This is a genomic window from Pseudomonas sp. FeN3W (genome assembly GCA_030263805.2).
Classification (GTDB): Bacteria; Pseudomonadota; Gammaproteobacteria; order Pseudomonadales; family Pseudomonadaceae; genus Stutzerimonas; species Stutzerimonas stutzeri_G.
This window is the reverse complement of sequence record CP136010.1, coordinates 1,702,003-1,721,475: the sequence shown is the minus strand read 5'-3', so window position 1 is coordinate 1,721,475 and position 19,473 is coordinate 1,702,003. Positions and strand designations below refer to the sequence as shown.

General features: G+C 63.1%; 17 protein-coding genes and 1 other RNA gene. 16 read left to right on the top strand and 2 right to left on the bottom strand.

Annotated features, from left to right (window positions below):
- Positions 1-108: 108 nt before the first annotated feature.
- On the bottom strand, positions 109-471 hold the full coding sequence (locus tag P5704_008165) for a YraN family protein (protein ID WOF80433.1): 363 nt from the start codon (positions 469-471) through the stop codon (positions 109-111).
- Complete coding sequence (locus P5704_008160; protein WOF80432.1) at positions 468-2,273, bottom strand: penicillin-binding protein activator; 1,806 nt, start codon at positions 2,271-2,273, stop codon at positions 468-470. Before P5704_008160 ends, P5704_008165 begins: the two co-directional genes overlap by 4 nt.
- Positions 2,274-2,397: 124 nt before the next feature.
- Between P5704_008160 and rsmI the strand changes: the two genes are divergently transcribed.
- The 16 genes from rsmI to ftsA all read left to right on the top strand — a co-directional run bounded on the left by rsmI (position 2,398) and on the right by ftsA (position 19,455).
- Positions 2,398-3,261 (top strand): 16S rRNA (cytidine(1402)-2'-O)-methyltransferase, encoded by an 864-nt coding sequence (gene rsmI, locus P5704_008155; protein ID WOF80431.1) that lies wholly within the window; start codon positions 2,398-2,400, stop codon positions 3,259-3,261.
- A gap of 72 nt (positions 3,262-3,333) precedes the next feature.
- An RNA gene (rnpB, locus tag P5704_008150) (RNase P RNA component class A) lies at positions 3,334-3,692 on the top strand.
- 294 nt (positions 3,693-3,986) lie between these two features.
- Positions 3,987-4,442: a division/cell wall cluster transcriptional repressor MraZ gene (gene mraZ / locus P5704_008145; protein ID WOF80430.1), complete on the top strand. Its 456-nt coding sequence runs from the start codon at positions 3,987-3,989 to the stop codon at positions 4,440-4,442.
- A complete protein-coding gene (gene rsmH / locus P5704_008140) occupies positions 4,439-5,386 on the top strand; it encodes a 16S rRNA (cytosine(1402)-N(4))-methyltransferase RsmH (protein WOF80429.1) in 948 nt (315 codons plus the stop codon). Before mraZ ends, rsmH begins: the two co-directional genes overlap by 4 nt.
- The gene (gene ftsL / locus P5704_008135; protein ID WOF80428.1) at positions 5,383-5,673 is read left to right on the top strand and encodes a cell division protein FtsL; all 291 of its coding nucleotides are present in this window, start codon (positions 5,383-5,385) and stop codon (positions 5,671-5,673) included. The genes rsmH and ftsL overlap by 4 nt, the downstream gene beginning before the upstream one ends.
- Positions 5,670-7,397, top strand: a complete 1,728-nt coding sequence (locus tag P5704_008130) for a penicillin-binding transpeptidase domain-containing protein (GenBank protein WOF80427.1) — start codon at positions 5,670-5,672, stop codon at positions 7,395-7,397. Before ftsL ends, P5704_008130 begins: the two co-directional genes overlap by 4 nt.
- Positions 7,397-8,860, top strand: a complete 1,464-nt coding sequence (locus P5704_008125; protein WOF80426.1) for a UDP-N-acetylmuramoyl-L-alanyl-D-glutamate--2,6-diaminopimelate ligase — start codon at positions 7,397-7,399, stop codon at positions 8,858-8,860. Before P5704_008130 ends, P5704_008125 begins: the two co-directional genes overlap by 1 nt.
- Entirely contained in the window at positions 8,853-10,229 is a 1,377-nt protein-coding gene (murF, locus tag P5704_008120) for a UDP-N-acetylmuramoyl-tripeptide--D-alanyl-D-alanine ligase (protein ID WOF80425.1), read from the top strand. The genes P5704_008125 and murF overlap by 8 nt, the downstream gene beginning before the upstream one ends.
- Positions 10,229-11,311: a phospho-N-acetylmuramoyl-pentapeptide-transferase gene (gene mraY, locus P5704_008115; GenBank protein ID WOF80424.1), complete on the top strand. Its 1,083-nt coding sequence runs from the start codon at positions 10,229-10,231 to the stop codon at positions 11,309-11,311. The genes murF and mraY overlap by 1 nt, the downstream gene beginning before the upstream one ends.
- A 60-nt stretch (positions 11,312-11,371) precedes the next feature.
- Positions 11,372-12,661 carry a UDP-N-acetylmuramoyl-L-alanine--D-glutamate ligase gene (murD, locus tag P5704_008110; GenBank protein WOF81191.1) on the top strand — a complete coding sequence of 430 codons (1,290 nt, stop codon included), beginning with the start codon at positions 11,372-11,374 and terminating at the stop codon, positions 12,659-12,661.
- Complete coding sequence (gene ftsW / locus P5704_008105) at positions 12,661-13,884, top strand: putative lipid II flippase FtsW (protein WOF80423.1); 1,224 nt, start codon at positions 12,661-12,663, stop codon at positions 13,882-13,884. The genes murD and ftsW overlap by 1 nt, the downstream gene beginning before the upstream one ends.
- The gene (murG, locus tag P5704_008100; GenBank protein WOF80422.1) at positions 13,874-14,944 is read left to right on the top strand and encodes an undecaprenyldiphospho-muramoylpentapeptide beta-N-acetylglucosaminyltransferase; all 1,071 of its coding nucleotides are present in this window, start codon (positions 13,874-13,876) and stop codon (positions 14,942-14,944) included. The genes ftsW and murG overlap by 11 nt, the downstream gene beginning before the upstream one ends.
- Before the next feature lie 34 nt (positions 14,945-14,978).
- Positions 14,979-16,394, top strand: a complete 1,416-nt coding sequence (gene murC / locus P5704_008095; protein WOF81190.1) for a UDP-N-acetylmuramate--L-alanine ligase — start codon at positions 14,979-14,981, stop codon at positions 16,392-16,394.
- Positions 16,391-17,335, top strand: coding sequence for a D-alanine--D-alanine ligase (locus P5704_008090; protein WOF80421.1), 945 nt, complete (start codon positions 16,391-16,393; stop codon positions 17,333-17,335). Before murC ends, P5704_008090 begins: the two co-directional genes overlap by 4 nt.
- A 2-nt stretch (positions 17,336-17,337) precedes the next feature.
- Positions 17,338-18,195 carry a cell division protein FtsQ/DivIB gene (locus P5704_008085; protein WOF80420.1) on the top strand — a complete coding sequence of 286 codons (858 nt, stop codon included), beginning with the start codon at positions 17,338-17,340 and terminating at the stop codon, positions 18,193-18,195.
- 12 nt (positions 18,196-18,207) lie between these two features.
- Positions 18,208-19,455 (top strand): cell division protein FtsA, encoded by a 1,248-nt coding sequence (ftsA, locus tag P5704_008080; protein ID WOF80419.1) that lies wholly within the window; start codon positions 18,208-18,210, stop codon positions 19,453-19,455.
- Positions 19,456-19,473: the final 18 nt, after the last annotated feature.

Genomic DNA, 19,473 nt, shown 5'->3' with positions numbered 1-19,473 from the left:
GTGTTCGACCTTAAAGGTTGCAAGCGCCTCCGGCTATCGCTCCGGTGTGCGTTTGCGGTTCGCTAGGGCTGGGCGGCATCGTGCAGCAGTCGCTGCGTAATGAATCGTTCAGCTGTCAAATGCGTTGCGGATCCAGTTCAGATTCTCGGTCTGCCCGGCTGATGCGATCGCAACGACGTCGAAGCGACAAGGCCTCCGGGCCCAGCGGCTTTCCTTCTGCAAGAAGAGCTGGGCAGCCTTGATCAGCTTCTGCTGCTTGCGCGCATCGACGCTTTCGAGGGCGCCACCCCAGGCGGCGTAGCGCCTGTAGCGGACCTCGACGAATACTACTGTATCGCCGTCGAGCATGACCAGATCAAGCTCGCCGCTGCGGCAGGACCAGTTGCGCGTCAGCAGGCGCAGGCCCTGATCGCACAGGTGGCGCAGCGCGAGTGCTTCGGCAGAGCGTCCGCTGCTCTGGTTGTCGCTCATTGCTGCGTATTGTCCAGGCGCTGGACCTCGCCGTCGCGAAACTCGGCCCATGGAAGCTGACGCTCGACGCGCTGCTGCGGGTTCAGGCTGAGGGTGCCGGAGAACCCGTCTAGTTGGGTGTCCGGTAGCGCCAGCAGTTGATTCAGTCGCGGTGCGAGGAGGTAGGCGTCTGCACCCATTGCGTACAGTCGTCCCAGGCTACCGCCTGCCTGCGGCCATTTCTGCTCGACTTCCTGGCGTAATGGAAGCTGGTCGTTCAGTAGCCAGGGGGTTTCTGCGAAACGAATGCCTTCGAGGTCCAGGTATTGGGTGCGATCGTGGCTGGCCGCATGCAGGTGAGATGTGGCATATACCGGAAGGTCGCCGGCATATTGGAAGATCAGGGTCGGCCTGACTTGCTGGGCCTGTTGTGGAGTGGCTGCCAGGAAGAGGAAATCGACGTCCTGCCGGCGAGTGGGTTGGTTGCTCGTCGAGGTGTCCGTAATGCTGCTGACCCGTCCTGCGCGACTCTCGCTATTGCGCAGTTGCAGCAGATCGGCGATCTGGTTGGCCAGTTGCACGGGCTCGGCCAATGGTTCGGCGGCAACCAGTGTTCCGCCGGCTTCTTCCCAGCTCTGGCGGAAGGCATCCAGAATCCGTCCGCCCCAGTCTCCACGAGGTGCCAGTGCGATGGCGCGGCGATGGCCGTCCGCCCATGCGCGACGGGCAACTTCACGGGCTTCGTCCTCGGCAGCCAGGCCGAACTGGAAGAGTTGTGGTGGGGTGCGCTGACCGGCGTCGCTGTAGTTCAGGGCGAGCGTCGTGATCGGTAGCTGATCTCTGTCGGCCAGTTGGCGAACCAGATCTTTTTCCAGAGGGCCCACGACCAGTTGTACTCCGGCGGCCTGGGCTTGTCGGTAGAACTCGTCGATGGATGTCATGCGGCTGCTGTCATACAGCACGATGCGCAGTGCCTGGCCGGATTGTTGCGCGTGCAGGTGTGCCGCGAGGAAACCATCACGCAGGGCGCGCGCGACGCTTGCCAGCTGGCCGTCCATTGGGAGCAGCAGTGCGATGTTGTTCAGCGGTTGATCGGCCAGCTCACGAAGTTTCTGTAGCGGCTCAGGAAGTCGTTGTGCGGCAGGGTGTTGGGGGTTCTGCGCAATCCAATCGTCGATGGCGCGCTGTTGCTGGGCAACGGTGCCAGCGCGCTTCAGTGATAGCGCCAACGTTTGCCAGCCGGCAAGATCGGCATCCGCCGCGCTCTGTAGTTGCTGCTCCGGAAGGGCGGATATGAGTTTCCAGATGGCTTCGTGGTTGGTCCTGGCTTGCTCACCACTCAGGAGCGGTGCTGTGAAAACCCGTTCGCGCGCAGCCGCGAGAGGCTTGTTGGTCGCCTCCAGCGCTTTCGCTCGCGCGAGTTGGCTGCGAACCTGCTGTGCCACTGGCAGTTCGCCTAGGCGTTCGAATGCTGGGTGCTGCAGTGCTTGTTCGGCTTGCTCAGGTTTGTCATCGGCTAATGCAATTTCGGCCTGTAGTGTCAGTGCGAAAATCTGCTGCGCTGGTTTAAGTGCATCCAGCTGGATTTTTTCCAGGATGCTGCGTGCCTGGGCATGGTTGCCCTGTTGAATGCTCTGGTCTGCGGCGGCTAAGCGCAGCTGTGCGGCTTGTTCGGGGTCGCTTTGGTTGGCTTTCTCCAGTAGTTGCTGGGTGGAAGCCTGTGGGGTGCGAGGCAGTTCGCCCAGATTAGAAGAGGGAGAGCTGGCGCAAGCTGCGAGCATGATTGCGACGCACAGGAGTAGGAGGGGGCGTAAGCAAGCCATTGTTTGTTCGTTCCTGAAAGCACTGGCGAGTGTTGGCGGATTGTACCCAAGCACTGAAGTGGCCGCGATGTTGCGGCGGTGAATCGGGCTACAATGCGCATTTCCGTGACAGAGGTAAGCCCTTGTGACTGCCAGCGGTGATGCGAATTCCGGAGTGGGTACGCTTTATGTCGTCGCCACACCGATCGGCAATCTGGAGGACATCAGTGCCCGAGCGCTGCGTGTGCTGCGAGAGGTGTCGTTGATCGCCGCGGAGGATACCCGGCACTCGTCCCGTTTGCTTGCGCACTTCGGTATTCAGACGCCGTTGGCAGCCTGCCACGAGCATAACGAGCGTGAAGAAGGGGGGCGATTCATCGGGCGCCTGCTGGCTGGAGAGGGTGTTGCGCTGATCTCCGATGCGGGCACGCCATTGATTTCCGATCCGGGTTATCACCTGGTGCGCCAGGCGCGTGCCGCAGGGGTCGCTGTAGTGCCGGTGCCGGGTGCTTGCGCGCTGATTGCTGCGCTATCCGCGGCTGGGTTGCCATCGGATCGCTTCATCTTCGAAGGCTTTCTGCCGGCCAAGGCAGCTGCGCGGCGTGCGCGGCTCGAAGCGCTGAAAGAAGAGCCGCGCACCCTGATCTTCTACGAGGCCCCTCACCGCATACTGGAATCGCTCGGCGACTTCCAGGAGGTGTTCGGTGGTGATCGAATGGCCGTGCTAGGCCGAGAGTTGACCAAGACATTCGAGACGCTGAAAGGGCTGCCGCTGAGTGAATTGTGCGCGTGGGTCGAGGCTGACAGCAATCAGCAGCGGGGCGAGTGCGTGGTGCTTGTAGAGGGATGGCACCCTCCCCAGGATGAGAGTGCGGTGAATGCAGAGGCGCTCCGGGTGCTTGATCTGCTGTTGGCAGAAATGCCGCTCAAGCGGGCGGCCGCAATCGCGGCCGATATCACCGGGTTGCGTAAGAATCTGCTGTACCAGGCGGCGCTGGAACGCAAATAGGAGGTGGCCCTGGGGCTCGTGCCGCCTGGCGAGCTTGCAGGCAGCGCCTTGCGGCGATACTCTGGCGCCTGGAGAGTCGATCGGACAGTCGCTGTCTCTTTTTGTTCCGCAAAAAGGGAGGGAGGAAAGTCCGGGCTCCATAGGGCGAAGTGCCAGGTAACGCCTGGGAGGCGCGAGCCTACGGAAAGTGCCACAGAAAATAACCGCCTAAGCGCTTCGGTGCCGGTAAGGGTGAAAAGGTGCGGTAAGAGCGCACCGCACGGCTGGCAACAGTCCGTGGCTAGGTAAACCCCACTTGGAGCAAGACCAAATAGGGATCCATCGGCGTGGCCCGCGCTGGATCCGGGTAGGTTGCTAGAGGCAGTCAGCGATGGCTGTCGTAGAGGAATGGCTGTCCTCGACAGAACCCGGCTTACAGATCGACTCTCCTCCTTTCTTCCTTCGTAATACCCCATTTTTAATTCCGAAAGATTCTTGCTCTTAACAAAGTACTTTAACTTTGTTGGGCAGCTCCCTGTGGCTCCTAGAGATGTTTTCTCATCTCTGCTGATCTTCCGTTCGAATTACCTCTCAGCGTCGCTAAATTGCCGCTCCGTAAGGCTTTTTCCCGTCTGGCTCGCCTTGACGGTGGGGTAGGTGCGTTTCTATAGTGCGCGCAAGTGGTAGGAAGTGGCAGAAAGTGGGTAAATATGGGCATGGATAGCTAATTTAGGGGAAGCGCAGCCGTGTTTCGCGGAGCTAACGCCATCAGTCTCGACGCCAAAGGCCGGCTAGCCATGCCCAGCCGGTATCGCGACGAGCTGAATTCCCGTGGCGATGGCCAGCTGATTATCACGATCGATGCCGTGGACCGCTGCTTGTGCATCTACCCCCTGCCCGAGTGGGAGCTGATCGAAGCCAAGCTCCGCGAATTGCCCTCCCTGCGTGAAGAGGCCCGTCGCCTGCAGCGCCTGCTGATTGGTAATGCTGTCGATCTGGAAATGGATGGCAGTGGCCGCGTTGTGGTGCCGCCGCGTCTTCGTGAGTACGCCCGCTTGGACAAGCGCGCGATGTTGGTAGGGCAGCTGAACAAGTTTCAACTGTGGAACGAGGACGACTGGAACGCGGTTTCTGACGCGGACCTGGCGGCCATCAAGCAACCCGGCGGTCTGCCGGAAGAACTACGTGACCTAATCCTGTGAACCAGATCAGCAGCTTGCGACATATCACCGTGTTGCTCGACGAAGCCGTCGCGGCGCTGAACGTGCGCCCGGACGGTCGCTATCTGGATGGCACCTTTGGGCGCGGTGGCCACAGCCGGCTACTGCTTCAGCAGCTTGGGCCTGATGGCCTATTGCTGGGTTTCGACAAGGACCCGTTAGCTATCGCTACGGGGCAAGCACTGGCGGCCGAGGACGGCCGCTTTGTCGTTGTGCAGAGAAGTTTTGCCGAGTTGGGCGAAGAAGTGGCGCAGCGCGGCTGGAGCGGAACTATCAGCGGTGTCCTGCTGGATCTGGGCGTTTCGTCTCCGCAGCTGGACGATCCCGAACGCGGCTTCAGTTTTCTTAACGACGGTCCTCTGGACATGCGCATGGATCCCAACCGAGGCGTCAGTGCGGCCGCGTGGATAGCGCACGCCGATGAAGGCGAGATCGCCCGGGTGTTCAAGGATTATGGCGAGGAGCGCTTCGCCAAACGCATGGCTCGTGCGGTGGTGCAGCGCCGCGAAGAGGCGCCTTTCGAGCGAACCGCCGATCTCGCTAAGGTCTTGACCGAGGCCAATCCGGCTTGGGAGAAAGGCAAGAATCCGGCGACTCGTGCGTTTCAGGGGCTGCGCATCTATATCAACAATGAGCTGGGCGACCTGGAGCAGGGCCTTGATGCGGCTCTGGAGGCGCTGGAAGTGGGTGGCCGCCTGGTCGTTATCAGCTTTCATTCGCTGGAAGATCGCATCGTCAAGCAGTTCATGCGCCGCCATGCCAAGGGCGAGGCGGACAAGCTGCCACGCGACCTGCCCATCATTCCGAAGGCGTTCGAGCCGCGCCTGAAGCTGCTCGGCAAGCCGCAGTACGCTTCCGATGCCGAGGTCAGGGCGAACCCGCGCTCGCGCAGCGCGGTGATGCGCGTGGCGGAGAAGCTGCGGTGAGCCGGGTAATGCGCTCCATGCCCAGCGGCAGCCTGCTGATGCTGGTGCTGTTCGTCAGCGTTCTGCTGTCGGCGATCGCGGTGGCTTATTCCGCGCATTGGAATCGTCAGTTACTCAACGAGCTCTACGGTGAGCTGAGCGTGCGTGACAAGGCCCAGGCCGAATGGGGTCGGCTGATCCTCGAGCAGAGCACCTGGACGGCCCACAGCCGCATCGAGGTCCTCGCGACCGAGCAACTGCGCATGCACATTCCGGCGGCCGCCGATGTCCGGTTGGTGAAGCCATGAGGCTCCAGGGCGCGCTCTATCCTTGGCGCTTTCGCATCGTGCTGGCGCTGCTGGCGCTGCTCGTGGGGGCGATCGTCTGGCGCATCGTCGATCTGCAGGTCATGGACCAGGGCTTTCTCAAGGAGCAGGGCGATGCGCGCAGCGTTCGCCACATTCCGATCCCCGCGCACCGCGGACTGATCACCGACCGCAACGGCGAGCCGCTCGCAGTGAGCACGCCAGTTACCACGCTGTGGGGTAACCCCAAAGAACTGCAGGCGGCGAAGACACGCTGGCCGGACCTGGCCAAGGCGCTGGGTCAGGATGCTGCCACGCTGAGTGAGCGCCTCAGCTCGCAGGCGTCGCGCGAGTTCATCTATCTGGTGCGCGGGCTTACCCCAGAGCAGGGCCAGGAAGTGCTCGATCTGAAGATTCCTGGCGTTTATGCCCAGGAAGAATTTCGTCGGTTCTATCCGGCTGGCGAAGTGGCTGCCCATGTGGTCGGCTTTACCGACATCGATGACCGTGGTCGTGAGGGCATGGAGCTCGCTTATGACGAGTGGCTGGCTGGTGTGCCAGGCAAGCGTCAGGTGCTCAAGGACCGTCGCGGTCGACTGATCAAGGACGTTCAGGTCGTGAAGAACGCCAAGGCCGGCAAGGCGATGGCACTGTCGATCGATCTGCGCCTGCAGTACCTTGCGCACAGCGAGCTGCGCAACGTCGTGCAGGAATACGGCGCCAAAGCCGCCAGCCTGGTGATGGTCGACGTCAAGACCGGCGAGATTCTCGCCATGGCCAATCAGCCTACCTATAACCCGAACAATCGACGCAATCTGCAGCCAGCGGCAATGCGCAATCGCGCCATGATCGACGTCTTCGAGCCCGGTTCAACCGTCAAGCCTTTCAGCATCGCGGCTGCGTTGGGTACCGGCAAATATCAGCCGGACTCGGTCGTCAATACCTTGCCAGGCTGGATGCGCATCGGCCGCTACACGATTCGTGATGTGTCTCGTGGCGGCATGCTGACGCTGACCGGAATCCTGATGAAGTCGAGCAACGTCGGCATCAGCAAGATCGCCCTGGATATCGGCGCCGAGCCGGTATACGCCGTGATGCAGCAAGCCGGTTTCGGCCAGGACACCGGGCTGGGTTTCCCCGGTGAGCGCGTCGGCAATCTGCCCAATCATCGCAAGTGGCGGGACGCTGAGACGGCTTCGCTCGCCTACGGCTATGGCCTGTCGGTGACCGCCGTGCAGTTGGCGCATGCGTATGCCGTACTGGGTAACCAGGGCAGCAACGTACCGCTCTCTCTGCTGCGCCTCGATCGCACCCAGGACGGCGTGCAGGTCATCGACAAAGAGATCTCCGGCACCGTTCTGCAGATGCTGCGCGCGGTCGTGGAAGAAGAAGGCGGCGGCGGTGCTCGGGCCAAGGTGCCGGGCTATCACGTCGGCGGCAAGAGTGGCACCGCGAAAAAGATTTCCGGCACTGGCGGCTACACCAAAGACGCCTATCGCTCGTTCTTCGCCGGGGTTGCCCCGCTTTCCAATCCGCGCATCGCTGCGGTGGTCGTCGTCGACGAGCCGAGCAAAGGGCAGTACTACGGCGGACTGGTCGCCGCACCGGTGTTTGGCAAGGTCATGGCGCGCGCCCTGCGGCTGATGAATGTCGCACCGGACAATCTGCCGCCGCCTGCCGAGCTACAGACTGCCGAAGCGGCAAAAGGCAAGGGAGGGCGGATCTGATGCCGATGCCATTGAACCACCTGCTGCCTCAGGCCGGCAGCGACGTGCTGATCCGCGAGTTGACGCTCGACAGCCGCAAGGTCCGCGGCGGCGACCTGTTCCTCGCTGTGCCGGGCTTGCAGTTCGATGGTCGCGATCACATACAGGATGCCATCGCTCGTGGCGCGGCCGCGGTCGCTTATGAGGCCGAAGGCCTCGACCAGGCGCTGATCGGCAATGCGGTCATGGTTCCAGTGCTGCATCTGGCAGAACAGCTGTCGGCGATCGCCGGCCGCTTCTACGGCGAGCCCAGCCGCAACCTGCACCTGGTCGGTGTGACCGGAACCAACGGCAAGACCAGCGTCAGCCAGCTGATTGCCCAGGCGCTCGATCGGCTCGGCGAACCCTGCGGCATCATTGGCACGCTTGGCACCGGCTTCCACGGACAGCTGGAGTTGGGTCGCCATACCACGCCGGACGCCATTGGCGTGCAGGCGACGCTGGCGAATCTCAAGCAAGAGGGCGCTCGCGCGGTAGCGATGGAGGTGTCCTCGCATGGTCTCGATCAGGGCCGCGTCGCGGCCCTGGATTTCGATGTCGCCGTGTTCACCAATCTGTCGCGTGACCACCTCGACTACCACGGCAGCATGGATGCGTATGGTGCGGCCAAAGCGCGCCTGTTCGAAGTGCCTGGACTGAGCTGTCGGGTAATCAACCTCGACGATGCCTTTGGCCGCGTGCTGGCCGGCGAGGGGCGCGAGTCACGCCTGATCACCTACAGTCTGGAAGATCCTTCCGCCTACCTGTTCTGCGCCGAAGCGCGGCTCGACGACGACGGCATCCATGCCCGGCTGATCACACCGCAGGGCGAGCGCTCGTTGCGCAGCCCCCTGCTCGGGCGTTTCAACGTCAGTAATGTATTGGCCGCTGTCGGCGCTCTGCTAGGCATGGACTATCCGTTGGACGAAATCCTGGCGGTGCTGCCTGAACTCCAAGGCCCGGCAGGCCGCATGCAGCGCCTGGGTGGCGGCGACCATCCACTGATCGTGGTCGACTACGCACACACGCCCGATGCGCTGGAGAAAGTCCTCACTGCCCTGCGTCCACATGCGCGCGGCAGGCTGCTTTGCCTGTTCGGTTGCGGCGGTGATCGTGATACCGGCAAGCGTCCGCTGATGGCTGAAGTCGCGGAGCGTCTGGCTGACGGTGTCGTGGTCACCGATGACAATCCGCGCAACGAGGCGCCAGAACAGATTGTCGAGGGTATCCGTTCGGGGTTCAGCAATCCTGCGGCGGTCACTTTCAGCCATGGTCGTGCGCAGGCGATCGCCAGTCTGATCAAGGCCGCGCGAGCGGAGGACGTGGTCGTGCTGGCCGGTAAAGGTCACGAGGACTATCAGGAAACCCGCGGCGAACGCTTGCCATTCTCCGATATCGAGGAAGCCTGCAGGGCGCTGTCCACCTGGGAGAAGGCCAATGCTTGAGTCGATGCGCCTGAGCGAATTGCAGCTACCGCTGTCTGGCCGTCTGGTCGGAGCGGATGCCTGCTTCACTGCCGTCAGCACGGACAGCCGGGCCATCGAGCCTGGGCAGCTGTTCATCGCGCTGGCCGGGCCGCGCTTCGATGGCCATGCCTATCTGGCGGACGTCGCCGGCAAAGGCGCCGTTGCAGCGCTGGTCGAGCGTGAAGTTGCAGATGCAGGCTTGCCACAGCTGATCGTTGCCGATACCCGATTGGCGCTTGGGAAGCTCGGCGCGCTCAATCGCGCCGCATTCAACGGCCCGGTCGCAGCGATCACCGGCTCCAGCGGCAAGACCAGCGTGAAGGAGATGCTCGCCAGCATTCTGCGCAGCGCCCATGGCCAGGACGCCGTACTGGCGACTCGTGGCAATCTCAACAATGACCTGGGTGCGCCACTGACGCTGTTGGAGTTGAGCACCAGTCATCGCAGCGCCGTCATCGAACTCGGTGCTTCACGGCCTGGCGATATTGCCTATACCGTCGATCTGGTGCGCCCGGATGTCAGTGTGATCACCAATGCGGGGACTGCCCACGTCGGTGAGTTCGGCGGTCCGGACAAGATCGTCGAGGCCAAGGGCGAGATTCTCGATGGTCTGAACGCGTCCGGCACCGCCGTGCTCAACCGTGACGACAAGGCCTATTCGACCTGGGCCGAGCGCGCCGCGGGCAAACGCATCGTATCGTTCGGCCTGGACGACCCCCTCGTGGATTTCTCCGCCGGATCGCTCGCCTACGACCAGCGCGGTTGCCCGAATTTCGTGCTGACCGGCCCGCTGGGGAATCTTCGTATCCAGCTCAATCTGCTGGGCCGGCATAACGTGGCCAACGCCTTGGCGGCAGCCGCGGCGGCCTATGCGCTGGGTATCGAGGCCGAGGCCGTGGTGGCGGGGCTGGAAAGCCTGCAACCGGTCAAGGGGCGAGCCGTGGCGCAGATGCTGAGCAATGGAGTACGGCTGATCGACGACAGCTACAACGCCAATCCGGCATCGATCTGCGCCGCCATCGATGTGCTCGCCAGCTTTGCCGGTCGCACCATCCTCGTGCTTGGCGATATGGGCGAGCTGGGCGAGTGGGCCGAGCAGGGCCATCGCGATGTCGGCGCCTATGCCGCTGGCAAGATCGACACGCTCTATGCCGTCGGGCCTCTGATGGCCCACGCCATTCAGGCATTCGGGCCAGGCGCCCGGCACTTCGCCGACCAGGCCAGCCTTATCGACAGTCTGCGAGCTGAGCAGGGCAGCGGTACCACCATTTTGATCAAGGGCTCACGCAGCGCGGCGATGGACAAAGTCGTCGATGCGCTCGCTGGGCCATCCATGGAGAAACATTGATGCTGCTGCTGCTCGCCGAGTATCTGCAACAGTTCCACAAAGGCTTCGCGGTCTTTCAGTACCTGTCGCTGCGTGGAATTCTCGGCGTCCTCACCGCGCTGGTGCTGTCGCTGTGGATGGGCCCCTGGCTGATCCGCACACTGCAGATGCGCCAGATCGGCCAGTCCGTGCGCACCGATGGTCCGCAGTCGCACCTGTCCAAATCCGGTACGCCGACCATGGGTGGTGCGCTGATCCTCAGCGCCATCAGCATCAGCACCTTGCTCTGGGCCGACCTGTCCAATCGCTACGTCTGGGTGGTGCTGGCGGTGACCTTGCTGTTCGGCGCGATCGGCTGGGTCGATGACTATCGCAAGGTGATCGAGAAGAACTCCCGTGGCTTGCCGAGCCGCTGGAAGTATTTCTGGCAATCGGTCTTTGGCCTCGGCGCCGCGCTCTTCCTTTATATGACCGCGCAGACGCCGGTCGAAACCACGCTGATTCTGCCGCTGCTGAAGAACATCGAGATTCCGCTGGGGATCGGTTTCGTCGTGTTGAGCTACTTCGTCATCGTCGGGTCGAGCAACGCGGTCAACCTGACCGACGGCCTCGATGGTCTGGCGATCATGCCAACGGTGATGGTCGGCGGCGGCCTGGGCATCTTCTGCTACCTATCCGGCAACGTGAACTTCGCCGAATACCTGCTCATTCCTTACGTGCCGGGCGCCGGCGAGCTGATCGTCTTCTGCGGCGCGCTGATCGGTGCCGGCCTCGGCTTTCTCTGGTTCAACACCTATCCCGCCCAGGTCTTCATGGGCGATGTCGGTGCGCTGGCGCTCGGCGCGGCGCTGGGCACCATCGCCGTGATCGTTCGCCAGGAAGTCGTGCTCTTCATCATGGGCGGCGTGTTCGTGATGGAAACCCTGTCGGTGATGATCCAGGTCGCGAGCTTCAAGCTGACGGGCAAGCGCGTGTTCCGCATGGCGCCGATCCACCACCATTTCGAACTCAAGGGCTGGCCCGAACCCCGGGTGATCGTGCGCTTCTGGATCATTACCGTGATCCTGGTGCTCGTTGGCCTTGCCACCCTGAAACTGAGGTAATCGAGAGTGCTCATCGCTTCCGACCAGTTCCGCATCGTTGTCGGTCTCGGCAAGAGCGGCATGTCTTTGGTTCGCCATCTGGCGCGCCGTGGCCTGCCGTTTGCCGTCGCTGACACCCGTGTGAACCCGCCGGAATTGGCGACGCTCAAGGCCGAGTATCCAGGCGTACAAGTGCGCTGTGGCGAACTGGACGTCGAGTTTCTCTGCACCGCCAGTGAGCTGCTGGTAAGCCCGGGTCTGGCCGTCAGTACGCCAGCGCTGCAGGAAGCCGCGGCGCGCGGAGTCAAGCTGTCCGGCGATATCGAGCTGTTCGCCCGCGAAGCCAAGGCTCCGATCATCGCGATCACCGGTTCCAACGCCAAGAGCACCGTGACCACGCTGGTCGGCGAGATGGCTGTGGCGGCAGGGCGCAAGGTGGCGGTCGGGGGTAACCTGGGCACGCCGGCGCTGGATCTGCTGGCAGACGACGTCGAGCTGTATGTGCTGGAGCTGTCCAGCTTTCAGCTGGAGACCACCGAGCAGCTCAATGCCGAGGTGGCGACCTGCCTGAACATCAGCGAAGACCATATGGACCGCTACAGCGGCCTGCCAGCCTACCACCAGGCCAAACACCGGATTTTCCGTGGCGCGCGTCAGGTGGTGATCAATCGCGATGACCGGCTCAGCCGTCCGCTGGTCGCGGATGACCTGCCGACCTGGACTTTCGGCCTCGGCAAGCCGGACTTCAAGGGCTTCGGACTGTTCGAGGAAAAAGGCGAGAAATACCTGGCGTTCCAGTTCGATGCGCTGATGCCGGTTCGCGAGCTGAGGATGCGCGGTGCGCACAATCAGTCCAATGCACTGGCCGCACTGGCACTGGGGCACGCGGTGGGGCTGCCGTTCGAGCCGATGCTGGAGACGCTGCGCCAGTTCGCCGGCTTGCCGCATCGCTGCCAGTGGGTTGGCCAGCGTGGCGACGTCAGCTATTACGACGATTCTAAGGCCACCAATGTCGGTGCCGCGCTGGCAGCGATCGAAGGCCTGGGTGCGGATATCGACGGCAAGCTGGTGTTGATCGCTGGTGGCGATGGCAAGGGCGCAGACTTCGCCGCGTTGCGTGCGCCGATTGCGCGCTATTGCCGTGCCGTAATGCTGCTGGGGCGTGACGCGCAACGTCTTGCTGACGCACTGGCCGATACCACCACGCTGGTTCATGTCGCCACACTGGACGAAGCCGTGCAGCGCGCCGCCGAATGCGCCGAAGCGGGCGATGCGGTGCTGTTGTCGCCGGCCTGTGCCAGTCTGGACATGTTCAAGAATTTCGAAGAGCGCGGTCGCCTGTTCGCCGCTGCGGTGGAGGCGCTCGACTGATGCTCGCCTTCCTGCGCCATGCACCTTCGCCTCTGTTCGGCCGCCGCGGTCTGGATCTTGATTTTCCCATGCTCGCTGGCTGCCTGGCGCTGCTTGGCCTCGGCCTGGTGATGATCACCTCGGCGTCATCCGAAGTGGCTGCGGTCAACTCCGGCAATTCGCTTTACCACATGATTCGGCATCTGATCTATGTCGCCCTGGGCCTGGGCGCGGGTGCGGCCATGCTGCTGGTACCGCTGTCGGTCTGGCAGCGCCTGGACTGGATGCTGCTGCTGGCGGCGTTCGGCCTGCTGATCCTGGTCCTGCTGCCGGGAATCGGCCGGGAAGTAAACGGCTCCATGCGCTGGATCGGTTTCGGCGCCTTCAACGTGCAGCCATCCGAGCTGGCAAAAGTCTTCGTGGTGATCTACCTGGCCGGCTATCTGGTGCGCCGGCAGGAAGAAGTCCGCGAGAGCATGTGGGGATTCGCCAAGCCGTTTCTGGTGCTGCTGCCGATGGCATTCCTCCTGCTGCTGGAGCCTGACTTTGGCGCCACGGTAGTCATGATGGGCGCCGCGGTGGCGATGTTGTTTCTCGGTGGCGTCGGCATGATCCGCTTCAGCCTGCTGGTGATCGCCGCGGTGGGTGCCGTGGTGGTGCTGGTGCAGACCCAGGAGTATCGCCTGCAGCGCCTGATTACTTTCACCGATCCCTGGGCCGATCAGTATGGCGCCGGCTACCAGCTGACCCAGGCATTGATCGCCTTTGGGCGTGGCGAATGGTTCGGCGTCGGGCTGGGTAACAGCGTGCAGAAGCAGTTCTATTTGCCGGAAGCGCACACCGACTTCGTATTTTCCGTGCTGGCCGAGGAGCTGGGCATGATCGGTGCGTTGGCCACCATCGCGCTGTTCGCGTTCGTCGGCATCCGCGCGCTGTATATAGGTCTCTGGGCAGAGAAGGCTCGGCAGTTCTTCGCCGCCTATGTCGCCTGGGGTCTGGCGTTCCTCTGGTTGGGCCAGTTCCTGATCAACGTAGGCGTGAATGTCGGGCTGCTGCCGACCAAGGGTCTGACACTGCCGTTCCTCAGTTATGGTGGCAGCTCGCTGGTGGTGACCTGCGCAAGCATGGCGCTGTTGCTGCGCATCGAATGGGAAAGCCGCACCGTGCTGGGCAGCGAGGACACCGAGTTCGACGAAGCCGATTTCGCCGAGCCGCTGGCCAAGGAGGCCGCCCATGGCCGCTAACGTATTGATCATGGCCGGCGGCACCGGTGGCCATGTATTCCCGGCGCTGGCCTGTGCCCGTGAGTTCCAGGCCCGCGGCTACGCCGTGCACTGGCTCGGCACGCCGCGCGGCATCGAGAATGAACTGGTACCCGCCGCTGGCCTGCCGCTGCATCTGATCCAGGTCAGCGGATTGCGCGGCAAGGGCATCGCTTCGCTGATCAAGGCACCGCTGCAGCTGATTCGCTCGCTGTTCCAGGCGCGTCGCATCGTGCGCGAGCTGCAACCGGTCTGCGTGCTGGGGCTGGGCGGTTACGTCACCGGTCCGGGCGGCCTGGCTGCCAAGCTGGCCGGGGTCCCCTTGGTGATTCACGAACAGAACGCTGTCGCCGGTACGGCCAATCGTAGCCTCGCGCCGCTCTCCAGCCGCGTTTGCGAAGCCTTCCCGGAAACCTTCAGGGCCAGCGCCAAGCGCCGTACCACCGGCAATCCGGTGCGTGAGGAGCTGTTTCTGGAAACCCCGCGCGACACCCTGGCCGGTCGCCGGCCGCGCCTCTTGGTACTGGGCGGCAGCCTCGGTGCCGAACCGCTTAACAAACTGCTGCCCGCCGCGCTCGCCCAGGTACCGGCGGACGTGCGGCCGCAGGTGTTTCATCAGGCCGGCAAGCAGCACGCCGACATCACCACGCAGCGTTATGCCGAAGTCGCCGTCGAGGCGGAAGTCGCGCCCTTCATCAAGGACATGGCGCGGGCCTACGCCTGGGCCGATCTGGTCATCTGCCGTGCCGGCGCGCTCACCGTTTGCGAGCTGGCCGCCGCTGGCCTGCCGTCCTTTCTGGTACCGCTGCCGCATGCGATCGACGACCACCAGACGCGCAATGCCGAATATCTGGCGAAGGAGGGCGCTGCCGTCCTTCTGCCGCAAGCTAAGACTGATGCGGCCGTGCTTGCCGCTCAGCTGACCGAGGTAATGATGCAGCCGGAAAAACTCAAGGCCATGGGCGCTATCGCGCGCCGTCTGGCCCGGCCCGACGCCACCCGCAGCGTGGTCGATATCTGTCTGGAGGTGGCCCGTGGCTAAATCTCCCGCCGCGGTAAAAGCGGAAGTCCGCCGCATGCGGCGCATTCGTCGCATTCACTTTGTCGGTATCGGCGGGGTTGGCATGTGCGGCATCGCCGAGGTGCTGCTCAATCTCGGCTACGAGGTGTCCGGCTCGGATCTCAAGGAATCCGCCAGTACCGTTCGCTTGCAGAGCTTCGGTGCGCAGATCTTCATCGGCCATCAGGCCGGCAATGTTGCCGGCGCCGACGTGTTGGTGGTGTCCAGCGCGGTCAACTCGGCCAATCCGGAAGTCGCCCTGGCGCTCGAACAGCGTATTCCGGTCGTACCGCGTGCCGAGATGCTTGCCGAGTTGATGCGCTACCGGCATGGCATCGCCGTCGCCGGTACCCACGGCAAGACCACCACCACCAGTCTGCTGGCTTCGGTGTTCGCCGCCGGCGGGCTCGACCCGACTTTCGTCATCGGTGGCCGCCTCACTGCCGCCGGTACCAACGCGCAACTGGGCAGCAGCCGTTATCTGATCGCCGAGGCGGATGAGAGCGATGCCAGCTTCCTGCACCTGCAGCCGATGGTCGCGGTGGTGACCAATATCGACGCCGACCATATGAGCACCTATGGCGGCGACTTCGGCAAGCTGAAGAAGACCTTCGTCGAGTTCCTGCACAACCTGCCGTTCTACGGCCTGGCAGTGCTCTGCGTCGACGACCCGTTCGTTCGCGAGATCATTCCGCAAATCGGCCGGCCGATCACGACCTACGGTTTCAGTGAAGACGCCGACGTGCGTGCCACCAACGTCCGTCAGCAAGGCATGCGTACCTTCTTCACAGTGCTGCGCGATGGCTGTGAGCCTCTGGATGTGTCAGTGAACATGCCGGGCAACCACAACGTGCTGAATGCCCTGGCCACCATCGCCATTGCCACCGATGAAGGCATCGACGACGAAGCCATCGTTCAGGGGCTCGCTGAGTTTGCCGGCGTCGGCCGCCGCTTTCAGGTCTATGGCGATCTACCGGTCGAGGACGGCAGCGTGATGCTGGTCGACGACTACGGTCATCACCCCCGCGAAGTCGCCGCAGTGATCAAGGCAGTCCGCGGTGGCTGGCCGGAGCGGCGCCTGGTCATGGTCTATCAGCCTCATCGCTACAGCCGTACCCGTGATCTCTACGATGACTTCGTGCAGGTGCTCGGCGAATCCAACGTGTTGCTGCTGATGGAAGTCTATCCGGCCGGCGAGGAGCCGATACCTGGCGCCGACAGCCGCCAGCTGTGTCACAGCATCCGCCAGCGCGGCCAGTTGGACCCGATCTACGTCGAGCGTGGCGTCGACCTCGCTCCGCTGGTTAAGCCGCTGCTGCGTGCCGGCGACATTCTGCTTTGCCAAGGTGCCGGCGATATCGGTGGCCTGGCGCCGCAACTGCTCAAGAGTCCGCTGTTCGGTGGCGATGGCGCCGCGAGGAAATCCAAATGACGACCCTGCATTCGACTCGCGACCCCAAGGCGTTTGGTCGTGTCGCCGTACTCTTCGGGGGCAAGAGCGCCGAACGCGAAGTTTCCCTGAAATCCGGCGCGGCAGTGCTCGCCGCATTGCAGGAGGCCGGTGTGGATGCGTTCGGCATCGATGCCGGCGATGACCTGCTGCAACGCCTGAGCAGCGAGCGTATCGATCGAGCCTTCATCGTCCTGCATGGCCGTGGTGGCGAAGACGGCAGCATGCAGGGCCTGCTGGAGTGCGCCGGCATTCCCTACACCGGCAGCGGCATTCTGGCTTCGGCTCTGGCCATGGACAAACTGCGCACCAAGCAGGTCTGGCAGAGCCTTGGCTTGCCGACGCCGCAGCACGCCGTGTTGGCTACGGAAGCCGATTGCAAGGCTGCGGCAGAAACCTTGGGTTTTCCGCTGATCGTCAAACCCGCCCATGAAGGCTCGAGCATCGGCATGGCCAAGGTTGGCGGGCTCGCCGAGCTGATCGATGCCTGGCGTGCCGCCAGCGGCTATGACTCGCAGGTGTTGGTCGAGCAGTGGATACAGGGCCCGGAATTCACCGTGGCGGTGCTGCACGGCCAGGTACTGCCACCGATTGGCCTGGGCACGCCGCACACCTTTTACGACTACGACGCCAAGTACCTGGCTTCCGATACCCAGTACCGCATTCCCTGTGGCCTCGATGCTGTACGCGAACAGCAACTGAAGACGCTGTCGGCGCGTGCTTGCGAAGCTGTGGGTATTCGCGGTTGGGCTCGTGTCGACGTGATGCAGGACGGCAACGGCGATTTCTGGCTGCTGGAAGTGAATACCGTGCCGGGCATGACCGATCACAGTCTGGTGCCCATGGCGGCGCGTGCCGCGGGCCTGGATTTCCAGCAACTGGTCCTGAGCATTCTCGATGACAGCCTCGAGGCGGGGAGCTAGCCATGATCGCCACGCTGCGCCATTCGCAACCCGCAAGCGGCCGCGCCTCGCGCAAGCCCGCGCAACGGGGTGCGAGCCGCCTGGTGCAACCGCAGCCGCTGTCGCAACGCCTGCCAAAGCCGAGCCTCGCCGGACTGAAGCGTTTCGTCTGGCCAGTGCTGCTGGTCGGGCTGGCGGTCGGGCTTTACGAGCTGGGCGAGCGGCTGCTGCCTTACGCCGACCGGCCGATCGCCAAGGTCAGTGTGCAGGGCGAGCTGGGCTATGTCAGCCGCGAGGCGGTCCAGCAGCGTATAGCGCCTTTCGTCGAGCAGAGCTTCTTCAAGGTTGATCTGAACGGCATGCGCCACCAACTGGAACAGATGCCGTGGATCGCCCATGTCGAGGTCCGTCGCGTCTGGCCGGACCAGGTGATGGTGCGTCTGGATGAGCAATTGCCGATTGCCCGCTGGGGGGGCGAAGCATTGCTTAACAATAAAGGGCAGGCTTTCTCGCCGGATGACCTGACCCGATATGAACACTTGCCACATTTATATGGTCCGAAGCGGGCCCAACAGCGTGTCATGCAGCAATACCAGATGCTCAGCCAGATGCTGCGTCCGCTGGGATTCTCCATTTCCCGTCTGGAGCTGCGCGAGCGTGGAAGCTGGTTCCTGACCACCAACCAGGGCGTCGAGTTGTTGCTGGGGCGGGATCAGGTTGTAGAAAAAATGCGTCGTTTCACCGCCATCTATCAAAAGGCGCTGGAGCAGGAAAGCGAGAAAATCGCACGGATCGATCTGCGCTATGCGAACGGCCTGGCCGTCGCCTGGCATGAGCCGGTCCCGACTGTGACGGATACGACCGTCGCTGCGAAGAATTGAGGAATGAAACACATGTCGAGCGTGCAAAGCGGCAAGATGATCGTCGGCCTGGACATCGGCACCTCCAAGGTGGTGGCGCTGGTGGGTGAGGTGACTGCCGATGGTGAGCTGGAAATCGTGGGGATCGGTACCCATCCTTCGCGCGGGTTGAAGAAGGGCGTGGTGGTCAATATCGAATCCACCGTGCAGTCGGTCCAGCGCGCCATCGAAGAGGCTCAGCTGATGGCCGGTTGCCGCATCCATTCGGCCTTCGTCGGCCTGGCGGGCAATCACATCCGCAGCCTGAACTCCCATGGCATCGTCGCGATCCGCGACCGTGAAGTCAGCACCGCGGATCTGGAGCGGGTACTCGATGCTGCCCAGGCCGTGGCAATCCCGGCGGACCAGCGCGTACTGCACACCCTGCCGCAGGATTATGTGATCGACAACCAGGAAGGTGTGCGCGAACCATTGGGCATGTCCGGCGTGCGCCTCGAGGCCAAGGTCCATGTGGTCACCTGTGCGGTTAACGCGGCACAGAATGTCGAGAAGTGCGTGCGTCGTTGCGGGCTGGAAGTGGATGACATCATCCTCGAGCAGCTGGCCTCGGCACACGCCGTGCTGACCGACGACGAAAAGGAGCTGGGTGTCTGCCTGGTGGACATCGGCGGCGGCACCACCGATATCTGCATCTTCACCGAGGGTGCGATTCGCCATACCGCGGTTATCCCGATCGCCGGCGACCAGGTCACCAACGACATCGCCATGGCGTTGCGCACGCCGACCCAGTATGCCGAAGAGATCAAGATTCGTTATGCTTGCGCGTTGGCCAAGCTGGCCGGTGCAGGTGAGACCATCAAGGTCCCCAGCGTCGGCGATCGCCCACCGCGCGAACTCTCGCGGCAGGCTCTGGCGGAGGTGGTCGAGCCGCGCTATGACGAGCTCTTCACCCTGATCCAGGCCGAACTGCGTCGTAGCGGATATGAGGATCTGGTCCCGGCCGGGATCGTTCTCACTGGCGGTACAGCGAAGATGGAAGGAGCCGTCGACCTGGCCGAGGAAATCTTTCACATGCCGGTGCGCCTGGGCGTGCCGCACAGCGTCAAGGGACTGAGCGACGTAGTACGCAACCCCATCTATTCAACGGGCGTGGGCCTGTTGCTGTACGGACTGCAAAAGCAGGCCGACGGCATTCCTATGTCTGGCCTCGGCAATTTCGCCGACGAATCAAAGACATCTGTTCTGGACCGGCTCAAAGGCTGGATCCAGGGCAATTTTTAAGCAGTGTGCGCTGTAACA